General features: G+C 59.3%; 15 protein-coding genes and 1 pseudogene. 11 read left to right on the forward strand and 5 right to left on the reverse strand.

The window, feature by feature from the left end; all coding sequences use genetic code 11:
- Positions 1 to 61: 61 nt before the first annotated feature.
- The 4 genes from ACVWXF_RS08440 to ACVWXF_RS08455 are packed head-to-tail and all read left to right on the forward strand — an operon-like array spanning position 62 to position 6,155.
- A complete protein-coding gene (locus ACVWXF_RS08440; protein WP_011430974.1) occupies positions 62 to 610 on the forward strand; it encodes a chemotaxis protein CheW in 549 nt (182 codons plus the stop codon).
- 48 nt (positions 611 to 658) lie between these two features.
- Positions 659 to 2,896 carry a methyl-accepting chemotaxis protein gene (locus ACVWXF_RS08445; protein WP_011434293.1) on the forward strand — a complete coding sequence of 746 codons (2,238 nt, stop codon included), beginning with the start codon at positions 659 to 661 and terminating at the stop codon, positions 2,894 to 2,896.
- 1 nt (position 2,897) lies between these two features.
- Complete coding sequence (locus ACVWXF_RS08450) at positions 2,898 to 5,669, forward strand: hybrid sensor histidine kinase/response regulator (RefSeq protein WP_011434294.1); 2,772 nt, start codon at positions 2,898 to 2,900, stop codon at positions 5,667 to 5,669.
- Positions 5,670 to 5,672: 3 nt separating this feature from the next.
- Positions 5,673 to 6,155, forward strand: a complete 483-nt coding sequence (locus tag ACVWXF_RS08455; RefSeq protein ID WP_011434295.1) for a hypothetical protein — start codon at positions 5,673 to 5,675, stop codon at positions 6,153 to 6,155.
- On the opposite strand, the gene ACVWXF_RS08460 is transcribed toward ACVWXF_RS08455, so the two are convergent.
- A complete protein-coding gene (locus tag ACVWXF_RS08460) occupies positions 6,131 to 6,682 on the reverse strand; it encodes a hypothetical protein (RefSeq protein ID WP_457474159.1) in 552 nt (183 codons plus the stop codon). The genes ACVWXF_RS08455 and ACVWXF_RS08460 overlap by 25 nt on opposite strands.
- A 125-nt stretch (positions 6,683 to 6,807) precedes the next feature.
- Here ACVWXF_RS08460 and ACVWXF_RS08465 point away from each other — a divergent pair, with 125 nt between their 5' ends.
- On the forward strand, positions 6,808 to 7,785 hold the full coding sequence (locus ACVWXF_RS08465; RefSeq protein WP_457474160.1) for an acetyl-CoA carboxylase carboxyltransferase subunit alpha: 978 nt from the start codon (positions 6,808 to 6,810) through the stop codon (positions 7,783 to 7,785).
- A gap of 17 nt (positions 7,786 to 7,802) precedes the next feature.
- Here ACVWXF_RS08465 and ACVWXF_RS08470 read toward each other — a convergent pair whose 3' ends face one another.
- Together ACVWXF_RS08470 and ACVWXF_RS08475 are read right to left on the reverse strand one after the other, a co-directional pair.
- Positions 7,803 to 9,014: an RNA-guided endonuclease InsQ/TnpB family protein gene (locus ACVWXF_RS08470; protein WP_457474161.1), complete on the reverse strand. Its 1,212-nt coding sequence runs from the start codon at positions 9,012 to 9,014 to the stop codon at positions 7,803 to 7,805.
- Positions 9,015 to 9,213: 199 nt separating this feature from the next.
- The gene (locus ACVWXF_RS08475; protein ID WP_457474162.1) at positions 9,214 to 10,989 is read right to left on the reverse strand and encodes a phospholipase D-like domain-containing protein; all 1,776 of its coding nucleotides are present in this window, start codon (positions 10,987 to 10,989) and stop codon (positions 9,214 to 9,216) included.
- Between the two features lie 101 nt (positions 10,990 to 11,090).
- Here ACVWXF_RS08475 and ACVWXF_RS08480 point away from each other — a divergent pair.
- Positions 11,091 to 11,648: pseudogene (locus tag ACVWXF_RS08480) on the forward strand (transposase).
- A 28-nt stretch (positions 11,649 to 11,676) separates the two neighbouring features.
- Here ACVWXF_RS08480 and ACVWXF_RS08485 read toward each other — a convergent pair.
- On the reverse strand, positions 11,677 to 12,708 hold the full coding sequence (locus tag ACVWXF_RS08485; RefSeq protein WP_414341962.1) for an RRXRR domain-containing protein: 1,032 nt from the start codon (positions 12,706 to 12,708) through the stop codon (positions 11,677 to 11,679).
- A gap of 305 nt (positions 12,709 to 13,013) precedes the next feature.
- On the opposite strand from ACVWXF_RS08485, the gene ACVWXF_RS08490 reads away from it, so the two are divergent.
- The 4 genes from ACVWXF_RS08490 (at position 13,014) to ACVWXF_RS08505 (ending at position 15,650) form a co-directional block, all read left to right on the forward strand.
- On the forward strand, positions 13,014 to 13,100 hold the full coding sequence (locus ACVWXF_RS08490) for a fasciclin domain-containing protein (protein ID WP_457384026.1): 87 nt from the start codon (positions 13,014 to 13,016) through the stop codon (positions 13,098 to 13,100).
- 67 nt (positions 13,101 to 13,167) lie between these two features.
- A complete protein-coding gene (locus tag ACVWXF_RS08495) occupies positions 13,168 to 13,347 on the forward strand; it encodes a hypothetical protein (RefSeq protein WP_414407388.1) in 180 nt (59 codons plus the stop codon).
- Positions 13,348 to 13,526: 179 nt separating this feature from the next.
- The gene (locus ACVWXF_RS08500) at positions 13,527 to 15,029 is read left to right on the forward strand and encodes a DUF697 domain-containing protein (protein WP_457474163.1); all 1,503 of its coding nucleotides are present in this window, start codon (positions 13,527 to 13,529) and stop codon (positions 15,027 to 15,029) included.
- Positions 15,030 to 15,296: 267 nt separating this feature from the next.
- Positions 15,297 to 15,650, forward strand: coding sequence for a DUF6464 family protein (locus ACVWXF_RS08505; protein ID WP_414349734.1), 354 nt, complete (start codon positions 15,297 to 15,299; stop codon positions 15,648 to 15,650).
- Here ACVWXF_RS08505 and ACVWXF_RS08510 read toward each other — a convergent pair.
- Positions 15,647 to 17,107, reverse strand: coding sequence for a BCD family MFS transporter (locus tag ACVWXF_RS08510; RefSeq protein ID WP_457474164.1), 1,461 nt, complete (start codon positions 17,105 to 17,107; stop codon positions 15,647 to 15,649). The two genes, ACVWXF_RS08505 and ACVWXF_RS08510, sit on opposite strands and share 4 nt — an antisense overlap.
- Positions 17,108 to 17,276: 169 nt before the next feature.
- On the opposite strand from ACVWXF_RS08510, the gene ACVWXF_RS08515 reads away from it, so the two are divergent.
- Positions 17,277 to 18,230, forward strand: coding sequence for a hypothetical protein (locus ACVWXF_RS08515; protein ID WP_457474165.1), 954 nt, complete (start codon positions 17,277 to 17,279; stop codon positions 18,228 to 18,230).
- Positions 18,231 to 18,273 lie beyond the last annotated feature (43 nt).

Consider the following 18,273-nt stretch of genomic DNA (forward strand, 5'->3'; position numbering starts at 1 on the left):
CCTGTGATTATCACGAATTGTTCTTAGGAGATGTCTTAGAATTGGCAGAGCGAGAACGGCAATGGCGGTAGCTTTCTCCCCACACAGCCCTACTTCTACCCGTACCGGCGAGCTGTACTTACATCTACAGTTGGGGGTAGACTGTCGGGCCCTTTTGCCCATGGCATTTGCCCAGGAAGCTCTAATTGTTGGCCCGCACCACTTTACCCTTCTCCCCAACCAGCCCGCATGGGTGCTGGGCTTGTTCAACTATCGCAATCGCATTCTCTGGGGACTGGATCTGCCGCAATTTCTCGGCCTAGAGCCCTTGGACTTTGGGCAGCCCGAACACCACTTGGTGGTGATGCGCCCAGAATTTGGGGGCTCTGCATCGCCAGTGCGAACAGGCTTGGGCCTGGCAACCCAACACGTGAAAGGAGTAGCTCGAGTGCCCGCCGAGGAGATCCAACCCTTAACAAAAGCCCAGGCAGCACAAAACAACTTTCGACTGGAGAACTTCTACGACTCTTGCAAAGGGCTGGTGTTGGAAGGGGATGAGCCTCTCTGGGTGCTCGACCCTCTTGCCATTGTCCAAAAGCTCAACTCAGTTGATTCCTCGGCAAACCCTTGATCTTGGCGACCTTTTCCCCGACTTACCCTCACTTAAAGGCAAAATTCTATGGTTTCCTTCCGTCCCCTCTTTCTCAGGCCTGCTCCATCTTCCCGGCCCCAACGCAAAGTCGCGGGATCCCGCCTGGCCCTGGCAATCAGTTTTCCTCTGGGCATCAGCTCCCTGCTGTTTGCCGTCTCTGCCGGCAGCGTAGCCCGCACCTATTTCGAGTTCAAGCCGGCGATCTCGCGGCAGTTCACCCTGCAAAACCTGAGCGATCAGGTGATCTATTTGGATGAAGTCTTGACCATGTCTGCCCGCATGGCCGCTGCCAGCGGGGATCTGTCCTGGGAAGAGCGCTACAACATCCATGTCCCTCAGTTGGATGAGGTGCTGGCGGAGATTCAGCAATTGGATCCCGCCTCTTACGAAGCCTATGCAGCCAAAACCACAGCAGCCAACATCAAGCTGGTGGAGTGGGAAGTGCAGGCTTTTGATCTGATTCGGGCCGGCGAGCAGGAACGGGCTTTCAACTTGCTGCACAGCCCTGAGTACGAAGAGCAAAAGCGCATCTACGCCGAAGGGATCAACCAAACCCTGGAGGCCATTCGCAGCAACATTCAGGCCAGCGTCCAGCTTTACGAGCAAAATCTGCTGCAGGCTTTGATCTTTTCCGGCATCAGCTTCCCGATTCTGCTGCTGAGCTGGGGGATCATTTTGATCCTGGTGCGCAACTTTGTGCGGGAACGCAACGCCACCTACGAGCGACAGGTTTCCGACACCCGACTGGCCCAGCGGTTTGCCGATATTGCCCGGATTCGCCAAGAGCAAGAGCTGATCGATCCCCTAACTGACTTGTTGGGCGAGATGCGCCAGCGCTTCGGTGCCGAACGAGTGGCCTTCTATCGCTTGACCGCTCCCGAAGAGGCGCAGGTTATCGCTGAATCTCACGACAGCCGCCTGCCCGACACCTTGGGCACCCTCCTCCGCAGGATCCCGGCTCCGATCCAGCAGGCTCTCCACGGCGGGCAAGTTTACGCTTTTGGCCCGGTGCCTAGGCCAGATCTGGGCGCCGACTACCTGCAGAGGCTGGCCACAGCCCAACTGAAAGCCGAGATGATAGCGCCGGTGGTGCGTGGCGATGAGCTTTACGGTTTTTTGGCAATAGGCCGCGCCCAAAGCCAGAGCTGGTCTGACGAAGAACAGAAAACCTTGGCAGAGCTGGCCAACCGCCTGGGTCAAGCTTTGGGTAACCTGGGGGCGCTGGAGCAAAAAGCCGTGGCCGCCCAGGAACGGGAGCGGTCGGAAGCGCTGCAAAGAGAGCTGCTGCAGCTTATCAGCGAGGTCACAGAAGCCTCGCGGGGGGATCTCACGGTGCGGGCGCAGCTAACAGCCGGACAAGTTGGCATCATGGCGGACTTTTTCAACGTCATTATCGAGAGCTTGCGCGACATCGTGATTCAAGTGCAGCAGGCCGCCGGTCAAGTCAACCAATCCATTGGTCGTGACGAGGCAGCCATTCGCGAGTTGGCCGAAGCCGCTCTCCGACAGGCCACCCAAATCGAAGAGACCTTGCGCTCTGTCGAGCAAATGACGCTCTCAATCGAGGAGGTAGCCGATAAAGCCCAACAGGCCGCCACCGTTGCCGAATCTGCCGCCGCCACGGCCATCAACAGCAGCTTGACTATGGATCGCACAGTGCAAAACATCCTGCAACTGCGGGAAACGGTGGCCGAAACGGCCAAGAAGGTGAAGCGGCTGGGGGAATCTTCCCAGCAGATTTCCAAGGTGGTGTCCTTGATCAACCAGATTGCGCTGAAAACCAACCTCTTGGCGGTGAACGCCAGTATCGAGGCAGCCCGTGCCGGCGAAGAAGGGCGAGGTTTTGCGGTGGTCGCCGAGGAAGTCGGGGCACTGGCGGCCCAGTCGGCAGAAGCCACCCGCGAGATCGAGCGCATTGTGGAAGGGATCCAACGGGAAACCGGCGAGGTGGTACAGGCGATGGAAACCAGCACCGGCCAGGTGGTGGAGGGAACCCGCTTGGTGGAAGCAGCCAAGCAGAGCCTGGGACAAATTGTGGAAGTCTCGCGGCAGGTGAACCAGCTCTTTCAGGCCATTGCCCGCTCCACCGATGCCCAGGCAGATGCATCTCAAACGGTGCGCCAGTTGATGCAGCAAATCGCCAACATTGCCGCCCAGACGGCGGCAGCCTCGCAGCAGGTGGCCAACTCTCTCCAGGCTACGGTGGCGGTTGCCCGTCAGTTGCAGACTTCTGTGTCCACCTTCAAGGTGGGGGAGGCGGTTTAGCATGGGGCCGAATCCCACTTCCCTCGACCCACGCGAGTGGCAGGTTAGGCTGCAGTTTTTGGACGAAGCCCAGGCTTACCTCGACACCCTGGAGGCAGGGGTGTTGGGCCTGGGATCCCAGAGTTTGGATCGCCCCCGTTTGGATCGCTTGCTGCGGGCTGCTCATTCCATCAAGGGCGGGGCGGCCATGATGGGCTTTCCGGTGCTTAGCGACTTGGCCCATCGCCTGGAAGATGGTTTCAAGATCTTGCAGGTGGATCCCCAAAAAGCCGACCCCGCAGTGGAGCGCAACCTCTTGGCGGCGTTGGATTGCATGCGCCAAATAGCCCAGCAGCACCGCCAGCAGCGGCTTTTGGACGAATCTTGGCTGGCAGAGCGGGTGCAGCCTCTTTTCGATCAATTGCGAGAGCAGTTGGGAGAGTTGCAGCCTGAGGACAACGTCCAAGTCCTGGCAGCAGAGGCCGGGGGCGATATGCGGGTGCTGCTGTTTGCAACCGAGGTGGAGGCCTGTCTGCAGCGGTTGGAAGGTGTGCTGGCCCACCCCGAGCAGCCCTGTTTGCGGGAGGAGTTTCTCATTGCTGCCCAAGAGCTGGGGGCGCTGGGGGAAATGTTGGATCTGCCTGCCTTTGCCACCCTGTGCGGCTCAGTAGTCCAAGCTCTGGAGACGCTGCCGCCAAATGCCAAGGAGCAGGTGTTGCCCGTTGCTCAGGCGGCTTTACAAGCTTGGCGACGCTCGCAGGCCCTGGTGCTGGTCGGTCAGGTCGCTCTTCTCCCCAGCTCCTGGGATCCGGCAGAGCCTCCAGTTTCCCCCCCGCCAGAAGCCCCTCCCCCTGCAATGGCAGGAGCCACCGAGCTGCCGGATTCGATTCCAGCCGGGGCCAAAAGCGCTGCCGAGATGCTACGGGTGCCGGCTCGCCCTCTGGAACAGTTGGGGGAGCTGTTGGGAGAGCTCATAGGGGAGCGCAACCGCTTAAACAGTCGCCTGCAACGGCTGCGGGAGCTGGTCAGCTTGTTCAAACGGCGGGTTCGCACTCTAGAAGAAACCAACAGCCGCCTGCGCAGCAGCTACGACCGCGTCGCTGCCACCGTGCCTGCTTCTGTGCTCTTGAAAAAAGAAGGGGATCCCGGCCTGACCTTGGCCGATACCTTTGACCTCTTGGAGATGGATCGCTATGGAGAGATGCACCTGCTGACCCAAGAGGTGATGGAAACCGTTGTGCAAATTGATGAGGTAACCCACGATATCGACACCACCCTGCAGGAGACCGAAGGCAGCGCCCGCCAGCTCAGCCGCCTCTCCAGGCAAATGCAAACCCGTCTCGACCAGGTGCGCATGCAGCCTCTATCGGATTTGACGGATCGCTTCCCCAGAGCGCTGCGGGAGCTGAGCTTAGCCCATGGCAAGCCCGTGGAGCTGCGGGTCTTGGGGGGATCCACCCTAATCGAGCGCTCGATTTTGGAGGCCTTGGCGGATCCCTTGTTGCACTTGGTGCGCAACGCCTTTGACCACGGCATCGAGGCTCCAGACACCCGCCTGGCCCAGGGCAAGCCGGCCAAGGGCCTCATCGAAATTGCCGCCAGCCAACGGGGCAACCGCACTCTGATCACGGTGCGAGACGATGGGGCAGGGATCTGTCTGGATAAAATCCGGGCCCGCGCCTTGCAGATAGGGTTTTCCGCTGCCGACCTGGCTGAGGCCAGCTCCCAGGAGCTGCTGGAGTTGATCTTCCAGCCGGGCTTTAGCACCGCCGAGCGAGTCAGCGAGCTATCTGGACGGGGAGTGGGTCTAGACGTGGTACGCACCAACCTGCAACGAATTGGCGGCCAGGTGCAGGTGGAATCTTGGCCGGGACGGGGCACGCTGTTTACCCTCACTCTGCCCGTTTCTTTGAGCGTCACCCGCGTGCTGCTGACAGAATGCCAGGGGTTGATGTTGGCTTTTCCGGCCAACGCAGTGGAAGAATTGCTTATCCCCCCGCAGTTGCCTGCCGATTCCTTTCTCTGGGAAGGGGAGCAGATCCCTTTAATTCCTGTGGGCCACTGGTTTCGCTTCGCGCGCTGGCAGCCTCGCCGGGAAATTGACGAGACCCCCCTTCTCGACCGACCTGTGGTGCTGCTGGTGGTAGAAGACAACCGGCCCTATGGCCTGTTGGTGGATCGCTTTTGGCGGGAGCAAGAGGTAACTCTGCGCCCGGTGGAGGGAGGTCTGCCTCTGCCGTCGGGATTCTCCGGCTGTACGGTTTTGGCCGATGGGCGAATCGCTCTTTTCGTGGATCCGCCTGCCCTCTTGAGCTGGCTGCTCGCCCAGCGGGATCAGCCCTGTCAGTCGGCAAGGGATCCCCTTCCCCAGCCCAGGTTTGCCGCCCAGCCCACCCTGCTGGTGGTGGAAGATTCGGTCAACGTGCGCCGCTTCTTGGCCATGACCCTAGAAAGAGCAGGGTTCCGGGTTGAACAGGCTCGCGACGGACAAGAGGCCCTCGAGCACTTGCAGAGAGGAATTCCCATCCGAGCGGTGATTACCGACATTGAAATGCCGCGGCTGGATGGCTTTGGCTTGCTGGCCCAGATTCGTGCCCACCCCCTGTATGACCAGCTTCCCGTGGTCATGCTCACCTCCCGCAGTGGCGAGAAACACCGCCAACTGGCCCAGCGGCTGGGAGCCAGCGCCTACCTCTCCAAGCCCTTCCAGGAACAGGAGCTGATCCAAAAGCTGCGGCAACTGCTGCAACCAGCCTCTTCGGCACCTTCCACCGGCGTTTTGATGGCGAGGTAGTCCATGCCCCTGCTTTCCCCTCTGCGCCTGCGTCGTCTGGCTCGGCAAGAACAACTGAGAAACCGGCAGACCTTGATTACTTTCCAACTGGGCTCCTACTGCTTCGGCCTCCCTGTTGATCGGGCGCGGCGAGTTTTTAGCTGGGCAGAGTTTCAGCTTGCTCAGGAGGGCGGCCCCCAGCTTTTGGATACCGGTCGTTTGTTGCTGGGCCGAGGGATCCCTTTTCAACCGGAAGGGGTTATTCTGTTGCAGCCAGGCAGTTCTGAGGACGGATTGTCCGACCAGATCGACAACCCAGAAACAGGGGCTCTGCCCATTCCCACTCAGCCCCTCCTGCGCCGTCTGCCCTCTTCCCAGTTGCAGCCTCTCCCCAGCCGCTATGCAGCTCAGGCCCGCCAAAGGGGTATTGTGCAGTGGATCCCGCCAGTTGAAGGTCAGCTCCCCCTGTTGGTGTTCGACCCTCATCTCTGGCCTGCCTGTTCTTGAGAAGGGAGAAGGGGCAGTTGCAGCTCTGGATTCTCCACGCGGGTTAGCTCCCAGCGAAAGGGCTCCCCACCCCGTCGCTGCCAATTCAATTGGAAGGGTTGCTCCAGCGCATTCACCTGATCTCGCGTCAGGTTGGCCAAGGGGCCGCCGGAGCCCTCGATAACAAACCAGAGGGTGGCCCGTCCTTGGCGACTGGGATCCCCTAGGTCGAGCTGCACCTGCAGCGCTTGGGGTTGGAGGCGCAAGCGAAAAAATTGGCCGAAGATCTCGCGGCTGTAGGCCAGCGCCCGCTGCTTGTTCAGGCCCCAACCATCGCTATAGGCCTCAGATACCAACATCTCCACCTGATCCCAGTTGCGCTGCTCCACCGCCCGCAGCAATCTCTCCGTGTGGACGCGGATTTGTCGCTCAGGCCGCCCGTATTGCCAAAAGGCTCCCACCCCGATAGCCAAGACGACGGATCCCACCACCCCCCAGCGCAGCCAGGGGGGAAGGGGTGAAGGGGGAGAAGAGACAGAAGCAGACAAGGGATCCCTCTTGGGCTGCTCCCTCTAGCCTACGGGATCTACATGTGAGAAGATCAAAGCCTGACCCCGAAATCTGTGCAGCCTCTGCCGGTCACAGCACGCTCCCGAAATTTAGCCAACCGGTCATGACCAAGTCCAACGACCGCCTGCTGCTGGAGTTTGAGCAGCCTGTTGCCGCCCTCGAACAGCGCATCCAGGAAATTCGCGCCTTGGCCGAAGAAAACGACATCGACGCCTCTGAGCAGATTCGCCAACTAGAGGCCAAAGCCGAAGAGCTGCGCCGCGAGATCTTCAGCCAGCTCACCCCCGTAGAACGGCTGCAGGTGGCCCGCCATCCCCGCCGCCCCACCACCTTGGACTACGTCCAGACCATCTGCGACGACTGGTTTGAGCTGCACGGGGATCGCCACGGCCAAGACGATCCGGCCATCGTCGGCGGCCTGGCCAAACTGGGGGATCAGCCGGTGATGATCCTCGGCCACCAAAAGGGTCGCGACACCAAAGACAACATCCACCGCAACTTCGGCATGCCCAACCCCGCCGGCTACCGCAAAGCCCTGCGGCTGATGGAACATGCCCACCGCTTCGGCCTGCCCCTATTGACCTTTATCGACACGCCGGGGGCCTACCCAGGGGTTAAGGCAGAAGCCGAGGGCCAGGGGGAAGCGATCGCCACCAACCTGCAGACCCTGTTTCGGCTGGAGATCCCCATCATCTGCACCGTCATCGGCGAAGGGGGATCCGGGGGGGCTTTGGCCATTGGCATTGGGGATCGCATCTTGATGTTTGAGCACGCCGTCTATTCGGTGATCTCGCCGGAAGGCTGTGCGGCCATCCTTTGGAAAGATGCCAAGAAAGCGCCGCAAGCAGCGGCAGCCCTGCGCATTACCGCCCAAGACCTGCTGCAGCTAGAGGTCATTGACGAGATCTTGCCGGAGCCGGTTGGCGGCGCCCACCGCGCCCCCCTGGAAGCTGCTCAAACCCTCAAAGAGGCTCTTCTCAGGCATCTCAAGGAACTTTCTAGCCTGAGCGGGCGAGAATTGCGCGAGGAGCGCTACCAAAAGTTTCGCCGCATGGGAGCGTTTCTGGAGCTTTCTGAATAGACTTATGCATCCGTAAACTACCCGACTCCGACCGCTAAAGCGGTACAGAGCGGGCTTTCAGTAGCCCTGAGCCTGCTCTGCTCTACCAGAGAACAAAACAAGCCCGGACCTCTAGGCTGGTTTACGACAGCCCCCAAAAGCGCAATCACATTCGCACCATTCAAGTCCGCATCTCCTTCCCATCCACAGTGCCCACACTTGAACGACTTACCACTGCGGTAGGACTTGCCCTGCTCAGGGTGGATGTGTAAGCACCGGTGACAGGTCTGCGACGTGTAAGCAGGCGGCACAAGAATCAGAGAAACCCCTGCAACCCTCGCCTTGTATTCCAGAAACTGACGTAGTTGGTAGAACGCCCAACTGTTGGCCCTGCGCCGCTCGGCTTTGCTGCGGGGTTGTTGATTGACCCTTTCCCGGATCCCTGTCAGGTCTTCCAGAGCAATAGCGCTGTTGGTAGCTTTTGCCCTAGAGACAATAGCTTTGGAGATGCGATGATTGACCCACGCCTGAAAGCGTCTCTCCTTGCCAGACAGCCGTTGCAACAGTTCTCTGCATCTGCGCCGCGAACTGCGGGTGCCCTTACTGGCTTTGCGTTGGAGTACCGCCCTCAACCGCAAGTGATGGTCTCGGACTTTGTTCAACTGCTGTCCATTCCAGTTATCTCCTTCCGATGTATGAGCAATATCCGTCCTTCCCAAATCCACCCCCAGCACTCTATCCGTGCGTTGCGGTGAGCACGGTTCCGTTTCCACACAGATTTGAATGGAGTAGGAACCGTCTTTACGCTTGACCAGAGTGGCAGATTTGGGATTGGAGCCCGCCAGCCGTTCTCTCTGGTAGCGGCCAATCGCCAGCTCAAAGCGCTCCCGACCCTCCACCGTGGTCAGCGACACCGTCCAGTCTTTCTCGCGGAACGAAAAGATACGAGCGTCGTAGGTCGCAAAGCCTCTCTTGAACGCTTTGACCGGACGGTTTTTCTGTTGGGCAACTTTACGGGCACCGGCCAGCCGTCTGCAGACCTGCTGAGCCAAGTTACTGGATAAGCCGAACCGGGCACGGATTTCGCGGTAGCACAGAGACTGGAGCTTAACGGCGTTGGCGACTTTCTCCGGCGTGTTCTGGTTGACCCAATTCAAGGCTTGGCCAAAAGCCTCCAAAGTCGCGTCCAATTTGGCGGCTTGCGACTGGGACGCCTTGAGCTTGCAGGATACGGTTAGGACTTGGGTCATAGTTCTATTGTAACCTCGCATTCCTCTCGGCACTGACCCTACGGGTACAGTGCGGGGCTCCTGCGATTTCTAGCTGAAATGACTGTATTTGGGGTTTAATTTGGGGTTTATTCGAGGGGAGAGGCCCTTTAGGAGCTGCTCTGGGATGAACTTCCGAAAGCACTCCGCGCCCTCAACCTGACCAAGAGGGGGCTAACTCCTACCAGGTTACCCGATCCCGCAGTTGCTCAATCCGGGCTGGGCCAATGCCATTGACCCGTTGCAGATCCTCCAAAGAGGAGAAGGGGCGGGCCTCGATAATGCGCTGCGCCAGGGCGGGGCCAATGCCGGGCAACTGTTCCAGCTCCGCCGCCGTGGCCGTATTCAGGTTAACGCGAGGGGATCCCCCAGGAGACGCCACCGGAAAAGCAACCGACGGGGAAGGGGATCCCGCCTCAGGAGGAAGAACGACCTCGACTTCCAGCAGCTCCGGCTCCGGTTCAGGCAAGGAAGCGGCAACGGGGACGGGGTTGGGGCAGCGACGGGATCCCTCTTCTGCCTGCTGTTGCAGGCGGCGGCTGGGGCCAAAGCGGGCATCGGCAATGAGCCGGTCGAACTCCCGCACAAAGTGATCCACCACTCGGCTATTGCGGATGATCAGGAGGTTTTCATCGTTGACGTGATTGGCGGCCATCGACCAGTTGTGGGATCCGGTGATCACCGTGGCCTGAGGAGTGCCGGGATCGATGATGGCAAACCTATGGTGCAGCTTATCGCCGGGGGCGAGGTTGGGTATGCCTACAGACTGGGCCGGCAGCGTCCAGGGCAGGCGCGCCGCCTCCACCTGGCACTTTTCGTCGGGGAGCAACAGCCCCCACATCTCCAGGGTGCGGCTGTAGTCGCGGAAGGCAAAGCCGGGATCGAACACCCCGCGAATCTCCACGTTACGCTCCTGGCGCAGTTGCCTGAGCTGGTTGGCAATGCCCGGATCCGTAAAGACGAACAGAGCCAGATCCACCTGTCGCCGGGCTTGGGCCAGGGTGGCGGCGATGATGCCGTTGGAGGTGGCTTCGTAGGGCAAGGAGCGGCTGGCAGGAGAAAAGTGAACCCCCACAATGGCATCGCCAAGGTACACCGTTTCCAGGGGACGCTTGAGCTTCTGCACGCCGAAGCGGCTATCGGGCAGGCCGCCAGGACCATCGCCCCACATGAGATCAAATTCCTCGGTGTAGAGGCGGGCCAGCTCCGGGCTGTCCAGCAGCAGCAGATGGTTGGCATTGCCGACACTGCCAGGCGCATCAAAGTCCCCGTGAATATCAGAGAGGGTGAAATTGGCCGAGCCGGTCAAGACTTTCTGCCCGTCGATCACCACAAATTTGTGGTGCATCAGGCCGCTGCCCTTGGAGCCATCGGCGGTATCATCCAGCCAGGGCACCTGGCCTCCATCCAGCAAGGCGTACACATCTCGGCTGGCAATCTCCTCGGGAGAAAACCGTCCATCGCGGTTCACATCCACCAGGTTGCGGTACTCCTCGAACTTGCGACGGCTGCGCTCGTCCAGCGCCCGCACTTGGTCAGGGGTGAGCTGGTGCCAGGCTCGCACGTAGGTGTTTTCAGTAATAAAACGCACAGGGATCCCGGCCTGTCGTCGCTCCACCAGAGCCTGGGCAATCAGGGGTAGGTTCAGCTCTTGCACGGCAATATCCACCGACTGACGAGCGGAGCGAATCTGGGAAATGATCAACTCTTCCAGGTTGTAGCCGTAGCGGCGGATCTGGCGGTAGGGATCCCGATAGGTGCTCTCGCGGCTTTGGTTGAACACCACCCGGATGCGGGGGTGCTGCGGCAGAGGGGCCAGGGTGGGCAGCTCCTGATCTTGGGGGTAGGGTCTGGGCCGGGGGCCAACCCAGTAGCCGATCAAGACCAAGACGAGAAGCAGAGCAACCCAGGGCAGCCAGCGGCGGAGTTGCCGCAACCACGACTGGATCCCGTTCATCGAAAAAACTAGGCTGTGTTTACTTTTAGTATGAGGTGAGGATAGTTTTTGGGCAAGGTCTGATGAGTTGCCTTGTCATAGATGACAATAAATAGCAAAAGATTCTGGCTTTTCTGCGAACAGAACCCCACATTGGCAAAGAGGCAGGATGCAAGCGGTTTATCGAGGGCGTGCTGTGGATGGCTCGTTCTGGCTCCCCCTGGCGCTACCTCCCGGAAAGATGTGGAAAGTGGTACACCGTTTACCCAAGATTCCATCACTGGAGTCGCTTGGGAGTCTGGGAAAGAATGTTTCAGTTCTTCATCACAGAACCCGATTGAGAGCATCTTATCCTGGACTCAACTATCGTTCGTGCTCACCCCTGTGCAGCCAGAGGGGAGCAAGCCTTGGGCAGGAGTCGAGGTGGATACAGCTGGCAAAAAGAACGCACGAAAGTGATAAGGGAGAGTCGGGTGGTGATTCCTTCTAGGAAGAAGAGGAGGGTGGTGCGAGATTACGACCGGCATGTTTACAGAGAGAGGCACCTAGTAGAGTGCTTTTTTCAGAAGCTAAAGCAGTATCGGCATTTGTTTTCTCGTTTTGACAAGTTGGCCAGGAACTTCTTGAGCTTTCTCTACTTCGCAGGTGCTCTCTTCTGGCTAAAGATCAACACAACCTAGGTCTGAAACCCCGCTCTTGAGGGCGGCTTTACTCTCCATAAAACCTCCAGGAACAAAAGCATAAGTACCGCACATCCTCTCTTTTGGCGCTCTGCGTCAACCTCTTCCCGCTCCGTAAGCAATGCAAACTTAACCTCCCCCCAGAACTGCCACCCACAAAAGTGAGCCCCCATCTGGGATGACGCACCAAACTGCCGCGCTTCAAACCCAGACTGATAGTCCCCCCGTAGGGCAGTCTTTTCCCACCTTTGGCCGGTTGCAAACGATGCAGTTGACGACGATGAAACCGTAGAGGAACTACTATGAGCATCTGCCGGTTGTCAGGTTGCAGGTGCCCACCGGTTACGGAGTTAGCCAACACCCACGCATCCACGCAGTGAGCCTCAAAGACCTCGGCTGTCTTTTTGTTGGTTTTCTTCAGCCCAAGGGCGTCCCGCATCTGCTGGGTTTCCCACCCTGAGCGGATCAACACTTGCCCCAAGCCCGCTAGTTGTTGATAAAACCACTGCTTACCCACCTCTAGGGGGGAGAAAGACACGTCCCAGCGACGCTGGCCTGAGGTCTTCGCCTTAATGTCCTCCACCACAAATACGGATATGGGAAACAACTTGCTCAGCCACCTGGCAAGACAGAGCTTCCACTGCCACCGAGCCTTGGTGGAAGGGGGCAATCCGCCTCTAGCCCGGTTCGCTCTCGGTTGCCGACAGGGCGTTTGGCGATACCGCCTCAACCGACGCATGTTTCGACGCTGCTCAACATGCTCCTTCACCCAATTAACCGCGTCCGCTTGGATGTTGAGGTAGGTGTGTGCGGCTGATTTGACCGACCACCCTTCTTTCTTGCTTCCTGGGTCAATACCGACGGCTATGGGTTGGGTTTGCCGGTCAGAAGGTTCCCCGTTGAGACGAACACAAAACACCCCTCTCTTCCAAAAGGGAGTAGCCTTGCCGGATTTAACCCACCGCCTCGCCCGGCTGGGAGTGGTCGGCATGAGGGGGTTTTGGTTGTGGTCTACGACGGGCACGAACATGCGGTAAGTCTCCTTGCGGAGTATGTACATCCCTTCGCCCCTGGCCGACGTAGAGGTAGCAAACTAGGGAAGCATTCGCTACGTACTTTGGGCTGCCACGCCCAGTCGGCTCAGTCTCCTTCAAACGCCCCCCATAACTGGGTTGCTTGGGCAGGCTAGTCTTTCCTTGCCCTTGGGGTTTCAGGCTGGCTAGGCCCTACTCCCACAAGCCCCCAGCTAAGAATGGGGGTACTTGACGGCCTTTCTCCTCTCCAGCAATCACAGCCCCAGGATACCGAACTTTACGGCAGCTGTTTCTGCGCCAAGGTGCTCTCTGCTCTACTCTAGGGCCACCCGTGAGAGAAAGGCTTTTGACCGCCGATATTCAAGCTTCCAACGGCATCATCCACGTCATCGATGCAGTCTTGATCCCGCCGCGTTAGGAATTGGGCCACCACTTCGGGCATCATAGAGGCATCGAGATCCAGCACTTTATTGGGGAGATTCAGCGTGGAGCGGCCTAAGTGGGTAGCAATCGTTACAGGGATCCTGGCCATTGCTCTGGGGGTGGGCTACTTGCTGCTGGTGCAGCTGTTGGATTATCGCGGGGGCGAGTTTTTGCCGGCACCGCTGGAGCCGCCGGCGATTTTGGGAGAGGGGATCCCTGGCTCATGGGGCCGGTTGAGCTGAGGGCGCTTTTGACTTCCTGCTTCCCCTTCCTCTTTTACTTGCGGGTGGCTGATCCCCAGCAAAACTCTTGACAAAATTGTATGCTCAGCTACAGCAAGCCCTATGCTGGAGAAGCGACTCGGATGGCTCAGCAATTTTGGGTTGCTTGATTTGAAGATTTGGGCAGGCTGTGGGTTGGGATGGTGTTGTCGCGCTCCACTTGGGTGTGGTTGTGGGCAGGGCTGGGTTTGGCGGCCCTAAGCCAATATCTGCAATGGGTTGGCGGGATCTACAGCTTCGTGGCTCCCCATTCCGAGCCTCTTGCGGATCTGGTGGTGGGCGCCATCCTTGGGGGGACAGCAGCAGCAGGTCTGGCAGCGCGCCATTGGTGGCAGCAGGCTGGCCGACGGCAAAGTACTCCAAACCAGCGGACACAACCGCTGCGGCGGGTTAAGTTAACTCGGAATCAGGTGCAAGCCGATCTGGAAGATGCCGATCGCCTGATCCAGAAGCTGCAGAATGACATCAGTCGCCGTGCCCTGCGTGCCAAGCTGCAAGAGATCAATCAGCGGCTTAACCAGGAGGAATTGCATCTGGTGGTGTTCGGCACCAGTTCCGCCGGCAAGACCTCGTTGATCAATGCCTTGATGGGCCGACCGGTGGGCGAAACGGCCCCCACCCTGGGCACCACCCAGCAGGGATCCATCCACACCTACCAATTGGAGGGCTGGAACGGCCCCATTTCCCTTACCGACACACCTGGGCTGCTGACGATTGGGGGAGCAGGGGAAGCGGAAGCCCGCGCCCTGGCCCAGAAAGCCGATCTGCTGATCTTGGTGGTGGCCGGGGATCTGCTGGCTTCGGAATATGCCGAAATGCTGGAGTTGGCCCGGCTGGGCAAATCCGCCATCCTGGCCCTCAACAAAACCGATCAGATGCTGCCGGAGGATGTAGAGACCATCTTGGCCCATTTGCGCCGACGCACCGCCGGTGTTATCCCTGCCGAACAGGTGGTGGCCATCGCCGCTGATCCAGAGCCCCTCAAGGTTCGCTACTACTCCGAAGATGGCTCTGTGTGGGAAACTTGGGAGCCGCAGCCCCCCGAGACAGAGGCCCTCATTCAACAAATGGCTCACCTGCTGCAGCAGAAGGGATCCCACCTGCGCTTGGCCAATGCCTTGTTGCAAACCCGAACTCTCAGCGAAGCCGTCCAGCAGGCCCTCCAAGAAGAACGTCGCCAACAGGGTCGTCAGATCGTGGAACGGATGCAGTGGGCCACCGCTGCTGCCCTGGCGGCAAACCCTCTTCCTGCTTTGGATGTGCTGGCAGGAGTAGCCATTCAGGCGCGCATGATTGGGGAACTGCACCAGGTGTTTGACCGACGCATTACCTTACGCCGGGCCCAGCAAATCGCCCAGAGTTTGGCGCAAATGGTGGTGCAACTGGGGGGGCTGGAGCTGGCTACTCAGGCTTTGGGCTCTCTGCTCAAGGCCAGCCCCTTGATGGTGATGGGGATCCCCCTGCAGGCAGTGACGGGGGCCTATCTGACACGGGTGGCGGGGCTCAGTTACCTAGAGTGGCTGTCCTCTGGGGATCCCTGGCAAGAGGAAATCCTGCAAGAGCGGATTAGGCAGCAGCTCCAAAACCGTCATCCTCTGGCCTTTCTCACCCAACTGGCCCGCCAAGCCCATTCCAACAGCTAGTCCAAGCATCCGTCTTTTCGCCGCCACAGGCCCAACCTATCCCGTTCTCCGCCCGCCGCAGAAAATCCATTACACTGAGTACAGCTTTTTCTAACTTAACTTTGTAGAAGTTCTGTAGATTAGCAGGCTCCAGGTCACACAAGAGAGAACATTTGTACCAGCCATACTCAGTGTTGCCGGAAAAAGTTGCACAATTTGTTAATCACAAGTCAAGCCCAGTCCATCATTTTGTAGTCTGCTGCCCTAAACTGGCTCCGTTTGCGCCTTATGTCTTCCATCAACCCGACCTTGCCCATTCAGTGGATCGACGCGGATTCGGGAGAGGTGGTGGAAGAATGCCCTTGGGAGAGCAGTCCCCATCCGGGCACCTACGTCCAACTGGCAGAGCAGCACTACCTGGTTCTGGAAAAGCGTCATTCCTACCGGCTCCGGCAAGGCAAATACCACCTGTGTGGGATCCGCGCCCTGGTGCGTTCGGTCACCCCACCTCAGGAAGTGGGAAGGTTCCTGGGGGATCCCTCCTGTCGGTTTAATGCTCACTCGCCCTTGCTGCGTTGTGCCGTCAACCCCAGCGGGCCCTGTCAGGGCTGCCCCCACTACGAGTCGGCCCCGCGTTGCTAGCCCTCCAGCTCCAGAGCCAACACCTGGGTCAGCGCACGGTTGGTCTTTTCGCGAAACTCGGCCACGCTCACCCGTCCCAGCAAATACACGGCCAGCAACATCACCGCTGCCTCCACCCCAAAGACGGTGGCATAGGCAAGCACTGAAGAAGTGGGGAAGAGAATGCGCCCCAGATCGAGCAAAGCCCCGCCGAGCAAGGTGGAAACCGCCTGGGACATGGCCTGGGCCAGACCCCAAGCCCCGATAAAGGTGCCTGCCGTCTCCGCTGCCGTCAAGTCCAACATGAGGCTAATGGCGCCATTGGTGGTGATCCCAGAAGCCAAACCAAACAGGATCATGCACAGTTGCAGCAGCCGTGGATTGCCTGTAAACCCTGATGCAATGGTCAGCCCAAAAGAGATGGCCACCAGCAGACAGCCCAGACGGGCCGTTGTCTGCTTGCCTAGCTTAGGCACGATGAAAAATCCGGTCAGCACAATCCCTGCCAAAATACCCAGGCTCCAAAAGGCATTGAGCTGGGTGCTCTGGGCCACCGTCATGCCAAACACCTCGCCGCCGTAGGGTTCTAGGATCGGCTGTTGGATAAACAGACCCATGGTCATCAACACCAAGAAGCCGAAAAAGATCAGGGTTTGGCGGCTGGCGGTCAGCACCTTGATGGCCGTACCCAGGGTGATTTGGTCTTCCCGTCCGGCCAGGGTGGAACGGGATCCGTAGCGGGAATAGCGCTTTTCCACTCCCCAGGTGGCGATCACCCCCAGCAGGATCACCACGGCTGGAATGATGACAAAGAGGCGGTTGACGGTGCTCTGCAGGTTGTCTGGCTGCAAGCCCCGCAGCAGCACCGCCGAGCCAATCGCCCCCCCAGCAATGCCCACCATCAACATGGACCAGACGATCCCCACCAACTTAGAGCGGTTGTCCTCGTCTGACACATCCACCAGCAAAGCCGCAAAAGGCGTGGAGCAGGCGCTGAGGCAGAGACCATAAAGGGCAAACATCAAACAGGCCAAGCCTATCCAGCCATAGGTGGCTCCAGACCAACCCGTGGCCGCAAAGCTATCCCCCAAACCCCACACCACCTGCACCCCCAGGAAGATGCAGACCGCAAACAGCACCGATCCCAGGCGCACATAGCCGGTGCGATGCAAGCCAAACAGGGGCTTGGCATCCGAGAGCTGCCCAAACCAAACCCGAGCCGGGGAGACCAACTGGTGCATGGCCAGGGATCCCCCCACCACCGTTGCCGGGATGGCCAGCAGATCCGTGTCGATCATGACGCGGTTCAGCACTCCCAGAGTGAGCAGCGACATCATTCCCAAGCCCATCTGAAACAGGCCCAGGCGGAACATGACATGCAGCGGCAAAGACTGAACCTGCACCTGAGGCTCTGGAGAAGCTGGAGTTACAGAAGCCACAGAAGCGTTGACCTCGGGATCCCGACGGATATTGGCCATGATCTGGAATGATTCGAAAGGGTGCTACAGCCTTTTATCGTAGCCCAGGCAGCCTGGGATCCCGGCAAAAGCATGGGGTTGCCAAAAGCGAAACCGCCACGTCCTCTCCCCTTTTGGGAGCTATTGTCAGGGTATAGTCCCCCAATTTCCAATCCTCAGGAATATTGCTATGCGCGCCCCCATCCCCTGGCTGCTGAGTTCACTGAGCTGGGTGGGCATTTCCCTGGCCGCTCCGCCGATGGTGTCTACTTCTCAGGCAACCCCTATGGATTTTCCCCTCCACCAGTCCCTTTCTTCCCCCTCGCCTTCGGAGTGGGCAGAGTACTTGGCCTACAGGCAGGTCATCGACCGGACGATCTCCATGACCTGGGATCCGCAAGCGCGAGCCTTGGCAAAGCAGTATGGGCTGGATATCGTCAACATCACCTGGGAAGATACCGGACGCCACAAGGGATCCGCCCTTGGCCCCAACATCAGCGACATGACCATCCAGGTACAACAGCTCAACCCCAGAACGGGTCACTACGAGCTGAGCTTGATGCCGGTGATCCGCTACCCCAACTTTGCCGATCTGTCTGCCGACCTGCCCCTCGACAGCCTACAGGTGCTGGTGGGCAACGAAAAAGGAAAACCCCTGCAACCCGTGTCGTTGCGAGAGCTGCTGGGGAATCTGCGCCGCTACTTACATGATCCCGGCTCCTGGGCCGGCAACCGCAACTCTCTGCTGGCCCCACGGGATAGCCATGTGTTGGTGAGCGCCCAAGCTGCCTTTTTGCCTATCCCTGCCGGGGGCTCTGCCCAATTCAACCCGGTGTTGTTCAACTACCAATCCTATCCCGGTAACCCAGCCGTGCTGGCAATCTTGGCCACCCGCGAGGGCACCAGCATTACGGTGATCGAGAACCGCACCGAAGATAGGGTGGGCGGGGCTATTTGGGGCCAGCGCCTTTTCTTCAATCAAAACGGTGAACGGGCCAGCCTCACCGGGCAGCGCCTCAGCGATTTTCGGGCCGAGCAAGCCGCCAACCCAACCCCCAGAGATCCCCATTCGGCGGAAGTAGCAGAAGAAGCCGTAAACTACCCGGCTCCGACCGCTAAGCGGTACGGAGCGGGCTTTCAGTAGCCCTGAGCCTGCTCTGCTCTACCAGAGAACAAAACAGGCCCGA

The sequence above is a fragment of the Thermostichus sp. MS-CIW-40 genome (genome assembly GCF_054058315.1).